The sequence below is a fragment of the Lysobacter sp. Root690 genome (assembly GCF_001427785.1).
Taxonomy (GTDB): Bacteria; Pseudomonadota; Gammaproteobacteria; order Xanthomonadales; family Xanthomonadaceae; genus Lysobacter.
Genome location: NZ_LMHM01000013.1, coordinates 642,807 through 660,495 on the forward strand (window position 1 = coordinate 642,807; position 17,689 = coordinate 660,495).

The 17,689-nt window shown below is 62.6% G+C and carries 12 protein-coding genes; 11 read left to right on the forward strand and 1 reads right to left on the reverse strand.

Features of this window, described 5'->3' with window-relative positions:
* Positions 1-1,376: 1,376 nt before the first annotated feature.
* The 8 genes from argH to ASD86_RS14850 all read left to right on the forward strand — a co-directional run bounded on the left by argH (position 1,377) and on the right by ASD86_RS14850 (position 13,306).
* Positions 1,377-2,666: an argininosuccinate lyase gene (gene argH / locus ASD86_RS14815; protein WP_056111854.1), complete on the forward strand. Its 1,290-nt coding sequence runs from the start codon at positions 1,377-1,379 to the stop codon at positions 2,664-2,666.
* Positions 2,663-3,919: a glutamate 5-kinase gene (gene proB / locus ASD86_RS14820; RefSeq protein ID WP_082578360.1), complete on the forward strand. Its 1,257-nt coding sequence runs from the start codon at positions 2,663-2,665 to the stop codon at positions 3,917-3,919. The genes argH and proB overlap by 4 nt, the downstream gene beginning before the upstream one ends.
* Positions 3,916-5,202: a glutamate-5-semialdehyde dehydrogenase gene (locus ASD86_RS14825; RefSeq protein ID WP_056111858.1), complete on the forward strand. Its 1,287-nt coding sequence runs from the start codon at positions 3,916-3,918 to the stop codon at positions 5,200-5,202. Before proB ends, ASD86_RS14825 begins: the two co-directional genes overlap by 4 nt.
* 531 nt (positions 5,203-5,733) lie before the next feature.
* Positions 5,734-6,669, forward strand: coding sequence for a hypothetical protein (locus tag ASD86_RS14830; protein WP_157476652.1), 936 nt, complete (start codon positions 5,734-5,736; stop codon positions 6,667-6,669).
* Positions 6,669-7,028, forward strand: coding sequence for a hypothetical protein (locus tag ASD86_RS14835; protein WP_056111864.1), 360 nt, complete (start codon positions 6,669-6,671; stop codon positions 7,026-7,028). Before ASD86_RS14830 ends, ASD86_RS14835 begins: the two co-directional genes overlap by 1 nt.
* Before the next feature lie 104 nt (positions 7,029-7,132).
* Entirely contained in the window at positions 7,133-7,672 is a 540-nt protein-coding gene (locus tag ASD86_RS14840) for a hypothetical protein (RefSeq protein WP_157476654.1), read from the forward strand.
* A 280-nt stretch (positions 7,673-7,952) separates the two neighbouring features.
* Positions 7,953-11,540, forward strand: coding sequence for an AAA domain-containing protein (locus tag ASD86_RS14845; protein ID WP_056111870.1), 3,588 nt, complete (start codon positions 7,953-7,955; stop codon positions 11,538-11,540).
* Positions 11,537-13,306, forward strand: coding sequence for a phospholipase D-like domain-containing protein (locus ASD86_RS14850; protein ID WP_082578361.1), 1,770 nt, complete (start codon positions 11,537-11,539; stop codon positions 13,304-13,306). Before ASD86_RS14845 ends, ASD86_RS14850 begins: the two co-directional genes overlap by 4 nt.
* Positions 13,307-13,459: 153 nt before the next feature.
* Here the strand turns inward: ASD86_RS14850 and ASD86_RS14855 are convergent, their stop codons facing one another.
* Entirely contained in the window at positions 13,460-14,041 is a 582-nt protein-coding gene (locus tag ASD86_RS14855; protein WP_056111875.1) for a TetR family transcriptional regulator, read from the reverse strand.
* A gap of 186 nt (positions 14,042-14,227) precedes the next feature.
* Here ASD86_RS14855 and ASD86_RS14860 point away from each other — a divergent pair, with 186 nt between their 5' ends.
* From ASD86_RS14860 to ASD86_RS14870, 3 genes are all read left to right on the forward strand, one after another.
* On the forward strand, positions 14,228-15,319 hold the full coding sequence (locus tag ASD86_RS14860; protein WP_056111877.1) for an alkene reductase: 1,092 nt from the start codon (positions 14,228-14,230) through the stop codon (positions 15,317-15,319).
* Positions 15,320-15,428: 109 nt separating this feature from the next.
* Complete coding sequence (locus tag ASD86_RS14865; RefSeq protein ID WP_056111880.1) at positions 15,429-16,430, forward strand: NADP-dependent oxidoreductase; 1,002 nt, start codon at positions 15,429-15,431, stop codon at positions 16,428-16,430.
* A gap of 635 nt (positions 16,431-17,065) precedes the next feature.
* Positions 17,066-17,650, forward strand: a complete 585-nt coding sequence (locus tag ASD86_RS14870; protein ID WP_082578362.1) for an N-acetylmuramidase family protein — start codon at positions 17,066-17,068, stop codon at positions 17,648-17,650.
* The last annotated feature ends 39 nt before the right edge of the window (positions 17,651-17,689 follow it).

The window sequence follows — 17,689 nt, forward strand, 5'->3', positions numbered from 1 at the left end:
GGCCGCCGGCATCTACTCCTGGCTGCCGGCCGGCCTGCGCGTGCTGCGCAAGATCGAAGCGATCGTGCGCGACGAGATGAACCGCGCCGGGGCGCTCGAACTGCTGATGCCGACCCTGCAACTGGCCGACCTGTGGCGCGAAAGCGGCCGCTACGACGCCTACGGCCCGGAGATGCTGCGGATCAAGGACCGGCACGAGCGCGAACTGCTGTACGGGCCGACCAACGAGGACATGATCACCGCGATCTTCCGCAACAACGTCAAGTCGTATCGCGCGCTGCCGATGAATCTCTACCACGTGCAGTGGAAGTTCCGCGACGAGCAACGTCCGCGCTTCGGCGTGATGCGCGGACGCGAGTTCCTGATGAAGGACGCGTACTCCTTCGACCTGGACGAGGCCGCCGCGCGCCGCTCCTATCAGCGCATGTTCGTCGCCTACCTGCGCACCTTCGCGCGCATGGGCATCCGTGCGATCCCGATGCGCGCCGAGACCGGCCCGATCGGTGGCGATCTGTCGCACGAGTTCCTGGTGCTGGCGCAGACCGGCGAATCGGCGGTGTACTGCGACCGCGCCGTGCTCGACCTGCCGATTCCCGCCGCCGACACCGATTACGACGGCGACCTGAGCGGCATCGTCCAACAATGGACCACGCCGTACGCCGCCACCGAAGACGTCCACGACTTCGAGCGTTTCGAGCGCGAAGTGCCGGCCGAGCAACGCGTGCAGACCCGCGGCATCGAAGTCGGCCAGGTGTTCTATTTCGGCACCAAGTACTCCGCGCCGATGAAGGCATTGGTGACCACGCCCGAAGGCGAGGAGCGCCCGATCCACGGCGGCTCCTACGGCATCGGCGTGTCGCGCTTGCTCGGCGCGATCATCGAGGCGAGCCATGACGAGGCCGGCATCGTCTGGCCCGACGCGGTGGCGCCGTTCAATGTCGGTATCGTCAACCTCGATCCACTCGACGCCGAGATCGACAAGGTCTGCATCGACCTGCAAACCGAATTGCAAGCCCGAGGCCTCGACGCACTGCACGACGACACCGACGAACGCGCCGGGGTCAAGTTCGCGCGCATGGACCTGATCGGCCTGCCGTGGCAGATCGTGGTCGGCAAGCGTGGACTGAGCCGTGGCGTGGTCGAACTCAAGCGCCGCGCCGGTGGCGAACGCCTGGAACTGTCGCCGGCCGAGGCGGTGGCTCGTGTCCTTGCGCCTGCGGCGTAAGGAAAAACGAGTGCAGAGGAGTGAGGAGTGAGTACTAAGCCTATAAACGAGTGCAGAGAAGTGAGGAGTGAGTAAAGGCCAAACGGAAGCCACCGCTTTTACTCACTCCTCACTCCTCTGAACTATTTCCTTTTACTCCGAGCCCGCCCCCATGTCCGATCTGCTTTGGCAAAAACCCGGCGTCAAGGTCGACGCGCGCATCCAGAACTTCCTCGCCGGCGAGGATGTGATTCTCGACCGCGAGTTCTTCGTGTTCGACATCCAGGCCAGCCGCGCGCATGCGCAGGGCCTGCAGCAGATCGGCATTCTGACCAGCGAAGAGCTCGACGGCCTGTCGCGCGAACTGGACGTGCTGGCCGATGACTTCATCGCCGGCCGCTTCGTGCTCGATGAGCGCTTCGAAGACGGCCATTCGGCGATCGAAGGCCGCTTGATCGAACGCCTCGGCGATGCCGGCCGCAAGATCCACACCGGTCGCAGCCGTAACGATCAGATCCTGGTCGCCACGCGCCTGTGGCTGAAGGATCGTCTGGCGAAGCTGTACGCGCTGTGCCGTGAAACCGCTGAAGTTGCGCTCGCACGCGCCGATGCCGAACGCGCGCTGCCGCTGCCGGGTTACACCCATCTGCAGCGCGCGGTCGTGTCCAGCGCCGGCATGTGGTGGGCGGCCTGGGCCGAAGGCTTCATCGACAACGCCGTGCGCGCGCGCCAGACCTTGGAGTGGGTCGATGCCAATCCGCTCGGCAGCGCCGCCGGTTACGGCGTCAACCTGCCGTTGGCGCGCGATCACACCACCGCCGCGCTCGGTTTCGGCCGCATGCAAGTGTCGGCGGCGTACGCGCAGCTGTCGCGCGGCAAGTTCGAACTCGGCGCGATCGACGCGCTGTCGACCGCGGTGCTCGACTTGCGCCGGCTGGCCTGGGACCTGAGCCTGTTCACCAGCGCCGAATTCGGCTTCGTCGCCTTGCCAGCCGAGTACACCACCGGCAGTTCGATCATGCCGAACAAGCGCAACCCCGACGTGATCGAACTGATGCGCGCCAGTTACGCCAGCATCGCCGCCGGCCGCAGCGAGATCGAGCATCTGCTGTCGCTGCCGTCGGGTTATCACCGCGATCTGCAATTCTCCAAGGGCGCGATCTTCCACGCCTTCGGCCGCGGCCTCGGCGCGCTGGAGCTGCTGCCGGACCTGCTGCGCAATCTGGAATGGAAGCCGGAGAAGCTGCGCGCCGCGCTCGATCCGTCGATGTACTCGACCGATCTCGCCGTCGATCTCGCGCGCCAGGGCCTGCCGTTCCGCGACGCCTACAAGCAGGCCGCCGATCCGGCGCGCTGGGCGCAGGGCGATCCCGAAGCCAGCCTGGCCGCGCGCGTGTCGCCCGGAGCGGCCGCGGATCTGCGCCTGGACGAGCTGCAACGACGATTGCGGGACCTGACATGACATACGCTGATACGCATGGCGCGGCAGCGGATTTTCCGGCGCAACCTTTGCCCGCATGGCGCCGCGCCGTCCTCAAGGTCGGCAGCAGTCTTCTGGCTGGATTCGCCGATCAAAGCGGTGGTGGCCTGGACTCGCGTTATGCCGCCGGGCTGGCGCGCTTCATCGCCGATGCGCGCGCGCAGCAGCGCGAAGTGGTGCTGGTGTCGTCGGGCGCGGTCGCGGCCGGTCGCAGCCGCATCGAGGCCGGTGGCAACGGCATCGTGTTGCGGCAGGCGCTGGCCTCGCTCGGCCAGGCCTCGCTGATCGCGTTCTGGCAGGGCCTGTCGCCGGTGCCGGTCGCGCAGGTGCTGCTGACCCACGACGATCTGCGCAATCGCCGCCGTTATCTCAATGCGCGCGCCGCGCTGCGCGAATTGCTGCGGCTGGGCGCGCTGCCGGTCATCAACGAAAACGACACCGTCGCGGTCGATGAGCTCAAGCTCGGCGACAACGACAACCTCGCCGCCGCGGTGGCGTCGCTGGTCGATGCCGATCTTCTGCTGATCGCTACCGACATCGGCGGCCTCTACAGCGGTCACCCGCAGCGCGATCCGAACGCGCGGCCGATTTCGCAGGTGGCCGCAGTCACGCCCGAATTGCTGCTCGCCGCCAGCGGAGGCGCCGGTACGCTCGGCACCGGCGGCATGCGCACCAAACTCGAAGCCGCGGCGAAAGCCGCGACCGCCGGCGTCGCCACCGCATTGTTCTGCGGCCGCGATGCGCTGGTGGTGGCCGCGCTCAGCGAAGGCCGCTTGCACGGCACCTTGGTCGCCGCGCGCACCGATCGTCTGCGCGCGCGCAAGCAATGGCTGCGACATGCGCCGGCCAACGGCTGTCTGCGCATCGACGCGGGCGCGGTCGCGGCGCTGCACGAGCGCGGCGCCTCGCTGCTGCCCGGCGGCGTGGTCGCGGTCGAAGGCGAATTCCGCCGCGGCGACGTGGTCGAACTGCGCGCGGCGGGCGAGGGCAGCGCGGTGCTGGCGCGCGGTCTGGTGCAATACAACTCGGTCGAGGTTGGCCGGCTCAAGGGCCGGCACAGCCGCGATATCGAGGCGCTGATCGGATTCCGCTACGGCGAATCGCTGGTCCACCGCGACGATCTGGTGCTGCTCGAGCGCGGCGACACGGCGGCGGCTTCGCCCGGACCGACTCAACCCTTCGACGACGACGCATCCGATGCGCGGATCGCACCGTCACAGGAGTTATCGCAATGAGCGGCTACGTACGAGCGTTGGCGGAACGCGCGCGCGCCGCCTCGGCCGTGCTGGCGTCGGTGGACGGCGCGACGCGCCGCCACCTGATCCAGTCGATGGCCGCGCAGCTCGACGCCTCAAGCGAACGCGTGCTAGCGGCCAATGCCGAGGACCTGCGCCGCGGCGTCGAGGCGAAGCTCAGCGATGCGATGCTGGATCGGCTGAAGCTCGATCCGGCGCGGCTGAGCGCGATCGCCAACGCCCTGCGCGAAGTCGCCTCGCAGCCCGATCCGCTCGGCGAAGTGACCCGTCGCGAGCAACGGCCGAACGGCCTGGTGATCGAACGCCAGCGCGTGCCGCTGGGCCTGATCGCGATGATTTACGAAGCCCGCCCCAACGTCACCGCCGACGCCGCGGCGCTTTGCCTGAAGGCCGGCAACGCGGTGCTGCTGCGCGGCGGTTCCGAGGCGCGCGCCAGCAATGCAGCGATTGCCGCTTGCCTGCATGCGGCCCTGCGCGAACAAGGCCTGCCCGAAGCGGCGGTGTCGCTGATCGAAGACACCGCGCGCGAGCATGTGCTGGAACTGCTGCAGTTGTCCGACCTGATCGACCTGGCGATCCCGCGCGGCGGCGAAAGCCTGATCCGCTTCGTCGCCGAGCATGCGCGGGTGCCGGTGATCAAGCATTACAAGGGCGTGTGCCATCTGTATGTGGACCGCGCCGCCGATCCCGAACTGGCCTTGAACCTGCTGGTCGACGGCAAAGCCTCGCGTCCTGGCGTGTGCAACGCGCTGGAAACGCTGCTGGTGCATCGCGATATCGCCGAGACGTTCGTGCCGCGCGCATTGGCGGCGCTGGCCTCGCGCGGTGTCGAGGTACGCGGTTGCGAACGAACGCGCGCGCTCGCAGGCGCGGCGTCCGCCGCGATCGGCGCGGCCGACGAAGCCGATTACGCCGCCGAGTATCTGGACCTGATCATCGCCGTGCGCGTGGTTGACGATATGGAGCAAGCGTTGGCGCATATCGCCCGTTTCGGTTCCGACCACACCGAAGTCATCGCCACCGCCGACTCCGCCACCGCCGAAACCTTCGTACGCCGCACCCGCAGCTCCGCGGTAATGGTCAATGCCTCCTCGCGCTTCAACGACGGCGGCCAACTCGGCCTGGGCGCCGAGATCGGCATCTCGACCACGCGTCTGCACGCCTACGGCCCGATGGGCGTGGAGTCGTTGACCATCGAGCGCTTCGTGGTGCGCGGGGAAGGGCAGGTGCGGCATGCGGAATCGCTGATGCATCGCGATTGAACAACGGCGGGGCGGTTTCCACCCGCGACTTTTTCCTCACTTTCGTTCTCGCGAACGCAGGTCGCTCTACTCCGGCGAAGCCGAACGTCCAGAGACTTCCGCTCTTCAATCCAGGTCGCCGCTCTCAAAGTCGTCATCCTCGCGAAGGCGGGGATCCAGAGACTTCAGCGCGTTGCCACGGCAGTCCCGTCGATGCGGTTGAACCGACCCCCCCAATGAGCAGGCGCCGCCTGCAAACGCACCGCGCGCCTGATCGTGTCGCAATCAGCAAAGCCCCACCACTGGTGGGGCTTTTTTGTTTTCCGCAGTCGCACTACGGCAAAGGATTGGCAGGGGCCTCGAAAGCGATCGTGCGTTTGTTTCACCGTTCGTCGGCGAAAGCGATTTTTACCCCGGGTCCGTTGTCCGCATGGACATCATTCACGCGTTACGTCATCTAAGCAGCTGTCGGAGATCTGCTCGGTAGCGGCTATTTTTTACTGTCACGTTACAGACTCATCGGAAGACTTCACAACTCGATAGGGAAGCGACATGCCCCCAGCATTTCAGTCTCACGGGCCCGGAAGGCCCGCTCCCGATGCACGTATCAGCCGCGTCGGCATGGCATGCCTCGCGTCGGCGCTGTTGGCGCTGGCCGGATGCGCCACGGCGCCAAAGGTCGATCAGATTCCGCAATTTCGCCAAGGCGTGGTGATCGCGGATCAACAAACCACGCAAGCCTTCGTGGAGATTAATTCGTTCCTGCGCGAACGGCAGATCGACCGGGTGGTGCTGCAGCCATCGATCAGCGAAACCCAGTTCATCACGGTGCTGGCGCCGGAAGACGTCGAGAAGTGGCATCGCGCCTTCGGACTCATGGACAAGTACGCGCAATCCTTGCAGGCGCTGCTGGACCCGAAGATCAGGGAGGGGGTGGAACACGAACTCGTCGGCCTGGGAGAAGCGATCGGCACGGTCGGCGACGATCAACTCCCCAGCGGCGTCGCGGCGGGCTTTTCGACGCTCGGGGGCCTGCTGATACAGATCAAGACGCAGCGTGATGCGATGGCGGCCATACGCAAGGCCGACCCCGGCGTCCAGGCCGTGTTCAAGACCATGATGGCCGCGATCGGGGAGGATAAAGACGATGCCATTCGTGGCACGGTTCGAAGTTCCTGGCAGGTCGTCCTGGCTGGCAAGTCCGCACAGTTTCTGCGCGCCAAGAGCGAGGCCGACAAGCGGGAGATCAGCCTGAGTTTCATCTCCACGCTCGATCAGCGCGATGCGCGCGATCTGTCGCTGGTCTCGTTGCGTCGATCCCTCGGCCTGCTGGCCGATGCGCACGCGGAGCTGGCGGCCGGGCGCGCCAATGGGGCTCGCGATCTGCTCGCAATCTTGCAGGCGGAGCACGCACGATGGACCGAGCGGCAAAAAGAAATCGATAAAGCGCGCATTGAAGAAGCGGCCAAGCACGAGGGAGAATCGTAATGAACAACCCCGCAACCAACGCGCCGAAGATCAACACGGGCGTAAAGGGTTTGCATAAGGCGTTGGTCGCGCAGCAAGAGGCGTTGATGGATCGCCTGAGCCAGGCGCAATCCGCGGACGAGGCCGATACCCTGGTCCGCGAAATGCACGAGATCAACTTCCGGGTGATGATCTGCGGCAGCCTGCTGTTCAAGCAGACCAGCGCTCAGATCGACGCGGAGGTGGGAAGCGTGATCGCGGCGACCACCGATCTTGAGGCGGCCATCGCGACCGCGACCAAGATCAGCGCGTTGATCAAGGCGGTCAGCAAGTTCCTGGGCCTGGTCGATAAGGTGCTGGACAAGATCAAGCTGGTCTGAAGTCGCAAAGGACGATGCGCTGTATGCAACGACGGCGCTCGGCCCGTGCCGGTGGTTCGCTTGTCGCATCGAGTCGCGCCCGCGCGTCTGGCGGGCGTTTTCTCATGGTCGTCTTCAGGCGCGAGGCGTCGTGGCGAGAAGCCGACATTCACCCATGCGCACCCAGCGGAACATGCGGGAATGATGACGTATATTCTTCTGGCCTAAGACGATGGGGTTCACTGATGAGCGACACCTTGATCGACTCGCGTTTCGCTGGCGCCGACATCCAAGCCAAGACCAAAGAAGCCGCCGACGCGGCGGTGCAGGCGCTCGAATCCCTGCACGGGGTGTCTCCCGCAGCCGCGGGCCTGGTCGCGCATGCGGCGGCTGCTTACTTCGATGGCATCGGCAAGCTCGCCTTGATCAGTCAGGCGATCTTGCTGAAGAAAATGGCCGGCGACGCGCCGCCCGACACAAGCCGGCAGCAGGCCGTGGAAGACGCGCTGGGCGTGCTAGCCACAAACCACTTCATGGATACGGCTGCCGCCATCGCCGCGGCGATCGGCGCACTGGAAGCCGAATCGGCCCATGGCGCCATCGATCAGATCGATCAGAGCATCGCCAAGTACGCCGAGTTGCTGCGCATGCGCGGGGCTGACTGACGCGCTGGGCTGAGTGATCAAAATCCCGCTGTGAGTTTTTTGCCGGAAGAGTCGGCACGGTGGGATGTCGATAACCGTCGTCACCGTCATTCTTCGCAGATAGCGGGTAAGTCCGCTTTCGGCCAGAAGCGGACCCAGTCATTGGTGGTTACGAATCGCCTTCGGACGGCCTGCTGGTGCCCCGAGGCCCGATTGAAAATCTAGGCGGCAAGTGGGCAAGTCGTTCGCTTCGGCGCAAAATATTGCTTATTCTGTTGGCAACGGGTCTGGGGGCGAGTGCATGGCGACGCTGACGCTGAGGGAAAAGGTTGCCGGGGGCTTTCTTGACCAATATCAGCTTGATCGAAAGCACCTGCAAAAGGCCGACAAGGCAAAAGGCATCCCCGGCCTCCGCACAGGAAAAGATCAGTATGGCCAGGCCGTCCTGGTCAAAGTCTGGCCAAAGGAGAATGCGACCTCAGACGCCGATCTACGTGAGATTTGGCGAAATGAAATGTTGCAGCTACATCGAATTGGTGGCTCTCCCGGCGCCGGGGACGTAATTGCCGAACTGTTGAATTCCGGCGAAGACACTCAAGGTTTCTACTTGGTGTTGACGACCGGCAGGCGGAGGCCGCTCGGCAGCCTGTCTAGCGGCGAGCGGCGCCCCGACTGGTTGGAAAATCCGGCCAACGCTTCAAACAAGAACCTACTCTGGCGAAACATCAAGAGACTCGTCCAAGGCCTAGGCGCCCTCCACGGCCAAGGCTTGCTGCACAGAAATGTTGACCGCTGGGCCGTGCTGACGGATGGAGGCTTCGACCCGGATTTTCAGTTGACGGGCTTCGAGTGGTCCATCCGCCTCACCGGGATCCAGGGAAACATCCGGCATCCCAAAGGGGCCGCAGTTCAACCCGGAACGGAATCCTTTCTGAAGGACTGGGAGCAGCTAGGCGAACTCGCTGTCGAGCTTTTTGGACTGAATCGAAAGACCATCGGCAACATCGCAATAGCGAATCACAGTGTCGCTACGGCGTTCGCAGCTGACGAGATCAAGTTGTTGCGCGAAATGCTTCGCGTGCTGCCAGTCGGTCGCGCCGACGCCGACTACGTCGTCGAGAGAATTGATCTCATCCTTGCAGGCCTCGGTGCCCGAGCCGCAGGAAAGGGGGGTAAGTACCACCTTGCATTGCTACTCGGCCCACAGAGCGCACTCTCGAGGGCGATTCGGAAGGCGTCTGGAGGCGAAGCGATCGAACTGGAGGATCTCGACGCACAAATCGCATTCGTTCGCGACGACTTGATTCAGGGCGCTCGCGCCTTTTCGCTGAAGCTCGCAGGGCAACCGGGCCGATTCAAGATGGTTCTTCAGGGGTCAAAGCTTACGTACCATCTCGAAGACGCCGTCGTTGGAGCAGAGCGAACACCAACCGGGTGGCGCGCGGCCAGTTGCGACATGGCCGAGACCGGTGGTCCGCAAGCGAATCACGTGATTAGGGACATACAGGTCAACGGGCTGGACATTGAGGTGTCGTCCGCGGTCGGCTTCGCCAAGAGGTACCGCAACAATTACGCGACTCTGAGCTCCTGGGAGGGGCTCCGCGAGCAGCTTAGTCAATCAGACGAACGCGATGACATCGAGTCTCTGGTCCGCGCCCTCTGGATGGCCCATTTAGTCGAGTGCCTCTTCGCGTCTTCGGATGCGTTTCCAGTAGAAGTAGTAGCTCAAGGTCAGTTGGCAGGTAAGGCAGGTGGGGACGCCACCCTCCTTATTAGAGCGCGATCGGACAAGGACCGGGAGACTCTGTCGTCGGCCCTGTTGCTGAATGACGCTCCCGGAAAGCGACTCTCAGCTGCGCTCACCGAGAACGACGGTACTGAAAGCGGCAACTGGCGCTTGACGGAACTAGGTCAGCTCGGCGATCGGTCACCGACGGATACTGAGTGGAGATTTATGGGCGAAGCGACCGCCAAGGACGGTAGTCCCGCGTTTGAGTTTGTCGGCGATCGGGCGGCGCCACCTCTCAAAAAGGCGTTCTTTGTTTCGACGGAATCATTGGGCAGAGACTTTCAGCTCAAGAGGAGGCTCAAGTATATCTCGGCGCTCGAGACGCACTCTGAACTCGCGCGCATGATCTCGAATCCTCGCTCGCGCGTGTTCAAGAGCGACGAGTCGATAGCTGCAGACGACGCGTTCCTGAGTTTGGACGAGTCGAAGCAGGCGGCACTTCGGACAATAGTAGAGACACTCCCAGTCTTTTTCGTGCAGGGCCCGCCCGGAGTGGGGAAAACAAGGCTGGTTCGAGATCTTGTTCGACGCCGCTTCAAGGACGACCCGTCGACTCGCATGCTTCTGTCAGCACAAAGCAACTACGCTGTAGATCATCTTCTCCACGAACTGGAGAAAGTATTGAGCGTCGAAGCCAATATTCCGCCATTGACGATCAGATGCAGGGCGAAGGACAAACGGGACGAGACTGGGAAATTCGACGTCGGGTTCCAGGCAAAGAAGATCGCGGAGGACTTTGCCAGGAGCAAGCTGGTTGAATGCGTGGACGAGGAGTTGGGGCGTCGGGCTAGTCTCCTGGCAAAGTCATACCAAGTGTCAGCCGCGAACGACGACTCCCCTGACCGATTCAGTCAAAGAGCATTCGAGGGTCTTGTTCTCCGATCGGCGAATGCAGTATTCGCTACCACCAACTCCGCCGACCTGGAGCGACTGGTGGAGGAGCGAGGTCAGTTCGATTGGACGGTGGTAGAGGAGTCCGCAAAAGCTACCGGAGGCGAACTCCTTGCCCCGATGCTGCTATCCCATCGGCGATTGCTCATCGGTGACCACAAGCAACTCGCCGCATTCGGCACGGAGCCAATGCTGAGAGTTTTCCAATCGCCGAAGTCTCTGAGAAAAGCTTTGGCTGCTGGCGATTGTCTGATTGGTCGAGCGTTCAGGAGCCCCGCGATGGACGACCTCTTCGCCTGGATCGAGGAGGCCGACTTCGACGAACAAGAGTTCGCAGACCTGTGTATCGAAGCTAGCCGAGTTCTTTTTCTTTTTGAGAAGTTCATCGAGGCTGAGCTCGAGAGGCAAAACAAAGAAGCGGCAACGAGCAAGGCGCATCCTATCGCCGCGCGGCTCAACCGCCAGCACCGAATGCACCCCAGGATCGCGGAGCTTGTCTCAACGGTTTTCTACGAAGATTCGCTAGAGACCGACGAAATACGAAGGAAGCACTTCGAGACTGCTGTGTGTCCCATTAGTTCGCTTGACCCCAAACGCTTGCCCGACGCACCAATAGTTTGGATCGACATGCCGTGGGTCCAGGCAACGAAGAACAAGAAGGATGGCGATACCTCGCCAAGATGGAACAATTCCGACGAGCGACTGGCTGTGCTCCACGCGCTTGGATTGCTGTCTTCGACAGCCAACAAAGAGCGTCCTTCTGTAGCGGTTCTTTCACCGTATACGCAGCAGGTCAAACTGCTTGAAGAAGAGATTCAACGTGCAATTGGAAAGCAGCTTGGCAACCTGAAGGCCTTCGAGAAAGCGGCGGATGGGACCTGCTACTCGCATACGGTGGACTCCTTCCAAGGCAATGAAGCAGATGCGGTGGTCGTGTCTCTGGTTCGAAACAACTCGCACGGCTCAGTCAAGCGAGCACTGGGCTTCCTTTCGAATCCGAGACGAATGAATGTGCTTCTGAGCCGTGCTCGATGGCGTCTCATCATCGTGGGCAGTCTTGCCTTCATGCAATCCGCGGCCGCCATTGCTAAATCCCCTCAGGACGCAGAGGAGATCGCGTTTCTCAGGAAGCTCCTGGCAGTCGTAACGGCCGATGGGTCGACGGTCAGAGTTGTGCCGTTCGCGGCGCTGCGTGGGGGAAGCGTATGAGCGTCGTTCTTGTGGCGGTTCCGGTTTTCAAGTATCGCCTCAAGCTCCACTTGGACAAAGGCCGTCCTTGGAGCGTCGTAGAGCACGTAATCCTCCAGGCACTTGGCGCTAGACCCTGGACTAGCGGCGAGCTCGAAGCAGAATCAAATCTGCCAAGAAGAGTCGTCATCGAGTCCGTGGTAAGACTCATGCGCGCCGGATGGGTTGAATTTTCGTCGTCGAAGGAGGCGATGAGATTTGCATCCACAGCCCTTGGATTGGCCGTCGCACATGAGGCGGAGCTTCCGCACGCTCCAAGGAGACTCGTCAGGCCAGTGTCATTCGCTGTGGACTGCGTATCTGGAACGGTCTTCTCAAATCGCGAGTTGCTTCTTCACGAGGACTACGTGGTTAAGGAGCGGGAGAAGTCCGAAAAGATAGTTCGATTGAATGTCGACCCTGAAAAGATTGGGTATGACGTTCAACAAGTTCATCGGGTATTGCTTGAGGACGACGAACGTTTTGTGGCCCTCGAATCCTTGGGCGGCCCGCCCTCTCAACGAATCGCGCTTGTCACGGTCCGAGATGGGCAAGTGGTCGACGGGCTGCCCAGTAGAGAGGTCGCAGCGCTTCGGTCGAAGGTGATCGAAGCCGCGGGGCTGGCCAGTGATCCCGCTGCTGATTCAAAGACTGTTGAACAGAAGTCATCAGTGCGGTCGGAACAGGCCGCACCAATGCGCCGGGTTCGATTTGCCAAGACCGACCTAATCTTGGATGGCGAGCGTCACGAGGCGACAATCAAGCACATCTTGTCGAACGCGGCATCTCGCGTATTCATCCATTCGACCTTCATTCGCGCGGACGTAGTGGAAAAGTTTTTGCCGGAACTTTCGGAAGCAGTTCGACGAGGGGTACGAGTAGACATGCTCTGGGGGCAGAGTGAGGATCTTGAAGAAGTCGCGACAAGCAGGCGGGCAATCGAGGCGCTCCGTGCGAACCCTCAGATCGCTGACTTGGGCGATGCGCTGAAGATCCATCCATTCTCAACCGGATCCCATGCGAAAATTCTGATCGCCGACTCTCGAAAGGGTGGAGGATTTCTAGCAGTTGTTGGATCGTGCAACTGGCTTACCTCTCCATACAAGAGCTATGAGGCTTCGGTCGTCCTTCGGGACCCTCAGATTGTGGCCGACGTTGTTGGGGTGCTCGCCAATATCACTCATAGGCACAGTGGAATTTGGTTGGATGTGACTAATGAGTTGATGCGCTTGGCTACCCAGATCGCAAAGTTGCCGTCGCCGAAGGGTCCGAATGCGACTGCCTCAGTGGTGATCGGCGCGCATCACAATCGATTCGTGCTGGAAGCGCGAGATTCTGCGAGGAGTAGAATTTTCGTGACCAGTCATCGTCTTGGGCCGGTCTCGGAGAGCGCGATCATTGCACCTCTCGCAACTGCAGCGTCCGACGGTCAAGTAAAGGGGAGCGTATTCTTTGGTCGAAACACAGGGGCGGTAAAATACCAGACGCGTAAGCGAATCATTGCGGAGGCTGCGTCCGACGGCGTGATTGTCGAGGTTGTGGAGTCCCCTCGGCTGCATGCCAAGATTCTCGCTTGGGATTCGGACAGCATGGTCATCTCAAGTCTGAATTGGTTGTCAGCTGATCCAATGAGTTATGTAGAACCAGCCGAAGTCGGCATATTTCTTTGCGGAACCGGGTTGGCTGACGCAGTAGTGGATAACTTCACTAGCGCCTGCGAAGCCGCCGAGGTGACTGAATCGCGGTAAAGTGACCCGAAGCCGCCCACGCTAGCTGTTGAAAACAGGGGTCACGCTACTATTTCGCCCAATGTCCGCTTAGGGTCGCAAGCGGCTGCCCAGGGCGAAGTAGCGGTCTGGTACTCCCTGTGTAAACCTCTGACGCCCGCGGAAGGGCCTGTCCTAGGTAAGCCCTTTATCCGACAGCTGCGCCAAGATGTGCGCCCGGCAGACTTCCAGGATTTCGTCCGCGAGCGGCGCATCGTCGGGGCAGGACCTCGACAACACCACCGCGCCGATGGCCTGCGCCGTCAGGGCGATCCGGCGCGCGCGCGCCTTGTCGCTTGCCTTGTCGACCGGCCGCCCCTCGTGGTGGGCTGGACCCGCCAGCTGACGCTCGATCCCGGCGGCGAAGGCCGCCTTGACCGATTCCGGCTGACGCGCGGCATCCGCGCATAGCGCAGCCATCGTGCAACCGTCGCCCGGCTTGTCCCGATGCTCTCGGGAGAGGTAGTGCTTCACGAAGTCCGCCAGATCGACGCCCGTCGCGGCGTCCGCGGACTGCGCCAGACCGCAGCTTGCCGCTTCCGCCATCAGGTCGGTCTTGGAGCCGAAATGTTTGTAGAAGCCGCCGTGGGTAAATCCGGCGGCCGCCATCAGGTCCGCGACGCCCACGCCGTCGTAACCGCGTTCCCTGAACAGGGTCGACGCGGTTTCGACGATGTGGGCCCGGTTTGTCTGCGCCTGTGCCTTGGTGACCTTCATAGCCGATGTCTCTCGATGTCCGCCTGCCAGCGGAAGCCTGGGATTCTACTTCATAGATGATGTTCATAATCAAACCATTGACTTCAAAGATTATGATCGTCATCATTATTGCCGTTACCAAAAAGACGGCGGCCGGGAACAAGCGCTATCCCTCGGCTCATCGACGATCACCATCTCTGACACGACATGACCAACACGACGCTTTTCCAGCCCTACACACTCGGCCCGTTGACCCTCGCGAACCGCATCGTGATGGCGCCGCTGACGCGCAACCGCGCCGGCGCCGGCCTGGTGCCCAGCGCGCTGGCCGCTACCTATTACGCGCAGCGCGCCTCGGCCGGTCTGATCATCACCGAGGCGACGCAGGTCTCCGCCCAGGCCCAGGGCTACCAGGACACTCCCGGCCTGTACACGCAGGACCAGGTCGATGGCTGGCGCAAGGTCACCGACGCCGTCCACGCCCGCGGCGGGCGCATCTTCGCGCAGTTGTGGCATGTCGGCCGCGTCTCGCATGTCGATCTGCACGGTGGGATCGCGCCGGTGGCCCCTTCGGCCATCCGCGCCCACACCAAGACCTTCGTCAACAACGGTTTCGCCGATGTCTCCGAGCCGCGAGCGTTGGAAATCCACGAACTGCCGGGCATCGTCGAGGACTTCCGCCGGGCGGCCGCCAACGCCATCGCGGCCGGTTTCGATGGAGTGGAAATTCATGGCGCCAACGGCTATCTGCTCGAACAGTTCATCAAGGACGGCGCCAACCAGCGCACCGACGCCTACGGTGGCTCCATCGAGAACCGCGCGCGCCTGTTGCTGGAGGTCACCGCCGCGGTGGTCGAGCAGATCGGCGCCGACCGCACCGGTGTGCGTATCTCGCCGGTATCGCCGGCCGGGGCCATTTCCAGCAGCGACCCGCAGCCGCAGTACGACTACCTCGTCGAACAACTCGATGCGCTGGGTATCGTCTACCTGCATGTGGTGGAAGGCGCCACAGGCGGCTCGCGCGACGTGGCGCCGTTCGACTTCGATGGCTTGCGCCGTCGCTTCACGCGCACCTACTTGGTCAACAACGGTTACGACCTGGAACTGGCTAGCGCCCGCCTGGCCGAGGGCAAGGCAGATCTGTTCGCGTTTGGCCGGGCATTCATCAGCAACCCCGATCTGGTCGAACGCTTGAAGACCGGCGCGCCGCTTGCGGCCTTGAATCCGGCGACGTTGTACGGAGGTGGCGCCGAGGGCTACATCGACTACCCGGCCTTGACCGACGCCCGCGCACAGTAAGTCTGCTCGCGAGACCGCGATAAAGGCGCTGCGCTCAGCGCCTTCCCAGTTCGACGCCACGACACCGTACTTCGGCCAAGCCGGACAACCCACCCACAGGCGCATCCCCATGAAAGCCTTCATCATCGATCGGTACGGCAAGAAGGAAACCGGCCGCATCGGCGACATGCCCGAGCCGGATCTGCGGGACGATGATGTCCTGATCCAGATCCACGCCGCGGGCGTCAACCCGCTGGACTCCAAGATCAGCAGCGGCGAGTTCAAGCTGATCCTTCCCTATCGCTTGCCGCTGATTCTGGGCAACGAAGTCGCCGGCACGGTGGTGCGCGTTGGCGCGCGCGTGGATCGATTCAAGCCGGGCGACGAAGTCTATGCACGCCCCGACGATGATCGCATCGGCGGCTTCGCCGAGTTCATCGCCATCAAGGCATCGTCGCTGGCGCTCAAACCCACGAACCTCAGCATGGTCGAGGCCGCTTCGCTTCCCATGGCGGCCCTGACGTCCTGGCAGGTGCTGGTCGAAACCGCCAAGCTGAAAACAGGGCAGAAAGTGCTGATTCATGCCGGTTCCGGCGGCGTCGGCAGCATTGCCATCCAGCTTGCCAAGCACCTTGGCGCTTTTGTCGCCACGACCACGAGCACGGCCAACATCGCCTGGGTGAAGGCCTTGGGCGCGGACGTCGTAATAGATTACAAGCAGCAGGATTTCGCCACGGTGCTTCGTGACTATGATGTGGTGCTGAACAGTCTGGGCAACGACGAACTGAACAAATCCCTGCAGATCCTCAAGCCCGGCGGCCATCTCATTTCCATCTCCGGGCCGCCCACCCCGGCGTTCGCCGCCGCTCGAGGACTGGCGTGGCCGCTCAAGCTGGTGTTGCGCCTGTTGAGCCGTGGCATCCGCACGAAGGCCAAGCAGAAGAATGTCGAGTACACCTTCGTCTTCATGCGCGCCGACGGCGCGCAGTTGGGTGAGATCACTCGCCTCGTCGAATCAGGCGTGATCCACCCGGTCGTCGACAGAGTATTCCCGTTCAAGGATACCCACGAAGCTTTGGCCTACGCGGATGGCGGCCGCGCCAAAGGCAAGGTGCTGGTGCAAATCAGGTAGCTCGCACGCTACCGACGCGCAGATCTCGCAGGCGTTGGGATTGCCTGACCGTTCCAGTCGCCGGCAGAGCGACGTGAGTACATACAAAGGTGTCCACGTCGGCAAGCGTGCGCTGGCGACCGGCGCACCCAGCGGCATACGCTCGGCGGGTTTCCACTAGCCGCCTGGCCTCACTTCGCCTTTTCTTCATCATGTCATCGACCTCGGCGTTTTTGCGATCGGTCGCCCCCGTTCCGATTCACGTCGGCAAGGCTGCGGCGTTCAAGTAAATAGCGGCCCGAACAACTCGGGCGGCCTGTCCAGGCCGAAGTCCAGCAAGTGACGGTACGGCGGTTCGCAAGCGGGGAAGACATCCCGCGACCGGCGGCGCTTGTTCGCGCCGCGCTTTATCGATCTGCAAACGTGCTCGGCGATCGCCGGGCATCTGGACATCAACTAGCCGCTGGCGCGCAAGCGCTTACAGGCGTTGCGCGCACGCCCGCTGACCGCGCTCGAGCACGACGCGATTCACGCGTCAGCCCTTCCTGCGTTGAATGAAAGGTGCGTGCGGCAGCAAGCGTCGACTATTGGACTCACTATCCGCCTGTCTTCGCCGCGCACATCGTCGATAGCCATCCGGGTCGCAGGAGAGTGCCATGAACCGAGTCATCTCGCCGCAGGCGTGGAAGCTGATAGCGAAAACGCTTGGAGTGGATGAAGCCTGCCTGAGAGCCGTCGCGGTTGTCGAATCGTCCGGCAGCGGATTCATGCGCTCGCCTTCGCAACTTCCCAAGATCCTTTTCGAAGGCCACGTGTTCCATCGCCAGACCAAGGGACGCTTCGGCGCCAGCCATCCCGGGCTGAGCTACCCACGCTGGGACCGGACCAAGTATTCCGGGTCGGTGGCGGGCGAATGGAAGCGGCTCGACGCCGCCATTGCGCTTGACAGCGTCGCCGCCCTGAAGTCCGCGAGCTGGGGCGCGTTCCAGATCATGGGTTTCAACTACGCCATGTGCGGATTCGACGATGTCGATGGCTTTGTTGCCGCACACAAGGACAGCGCGGACGCCCAGTTGGCCGCGTTCGCCCGCTTTATCTCCCGCCCGAGATTCCTCAATGCATTGCGGAACCGGAATTGGGAAGGCTTCGCGGCGGCGTACAACGGGCCGGGTTTCGCGAAGAATCGCTATGACACCAAGCTCGCGAATGCCTATGCGCGGTTCGCCAACCCGAACCACTGACCGCATCGCCCTGGTTGCCGGGGTGTCAGGGAATTCTCC

What these genes read in the sequence shown, in the direction of transcription:
- argH (WP_056111854.1), top strand. Translation starts at nt 1,377, where the DNA reads ATGTCCGATCTGCTTTGGCAAAAACCCGGCGTCAAGGTCGACGCGCGC.
- proB (WP_082578360.1), top strand. Translation starts at nt 2,663, where the DNA reads ATGACATACGCTGATACGCATGGCGCGGCAGCGGATTTTCCGGCGCAA.
- ASD86_RS14825 (WP_056111858.1), top strand. Translation starts at nt 3,916, where the DNA reads ATGAGCGGCTACGTACGAGCGTTGGCGGAACGCGCGCGCGCCGCCTCG.
- ASD86_RS14830 (WP_157476652.1), top strand. Translation starts at nt 5,734, where the DNA reads ATGCCCCCAGCATTTCAGTCTCACGGGCCCGGAAGGCCCGCTCCCGAT.
- ASD86_RS14835 (WP_056111864.1), top strand. Translation starts at nt 6,669, where the DNA reads ATGAACAACCCCGCAACCAACGCGCCGAAGATCAACACGGGCGTAAAG.
- ASD86_RS14840 (WP_157476654.1), top strand. Translation starts at nt 7,133, where the DNA reads ATGGTCGTCTTCAGGCGCGAGGCGTCGTGGCGAGAAGCCGACATTCAC.
- ASD86_RS14845 (WP_056111870.1), top strand. Translation starts at nt 7,953, where the DNA reads ATGGCGACGCTGACGCTGAGGGAAAAGGTTGCCGGGGGCTTTCTTGAC.
- ASD86_RS14850 (WP_082578361.1), top strand. Translation starts at nt 11,537, where the DNA reads ATGAGCGTCGTTCTTGTGGCGGTTCCGGTTTTCAAGTATCGCCTCAAG.
- ASD86_RS14855 (WP_056111875.1), bottom strand. Translation starts at nt 14,041, where the DNA reads ATGAAGGTCACCAAGGCACAGGCGCAGACAAACCGGGCCCACATCGTC.
- ASD86_RS14860 (WP_056111877.1), top strand. Translation starts at nt 14,228, where the DNA reads ATGACCAACACGACGCTTTTCCAGCCCTACACACTCGGCCCGTTGACC.
- ASD86_RS14865 (WP_056111880.1), top strand. Translation starts at nt 15,429, where the DNA reads ATGAAAGCCTTCATCATCGATCGGTACGGCAAGAAGGAAACCGGCCGC.
- ASD86_RS14870 (WP_082578362.1), top strand. Translation starts at nt 17,066, where the DNA reads ATGAACCGAGTCATCTCGCCGCAGGCGTGGAAGCTGATAGCGAAAACG.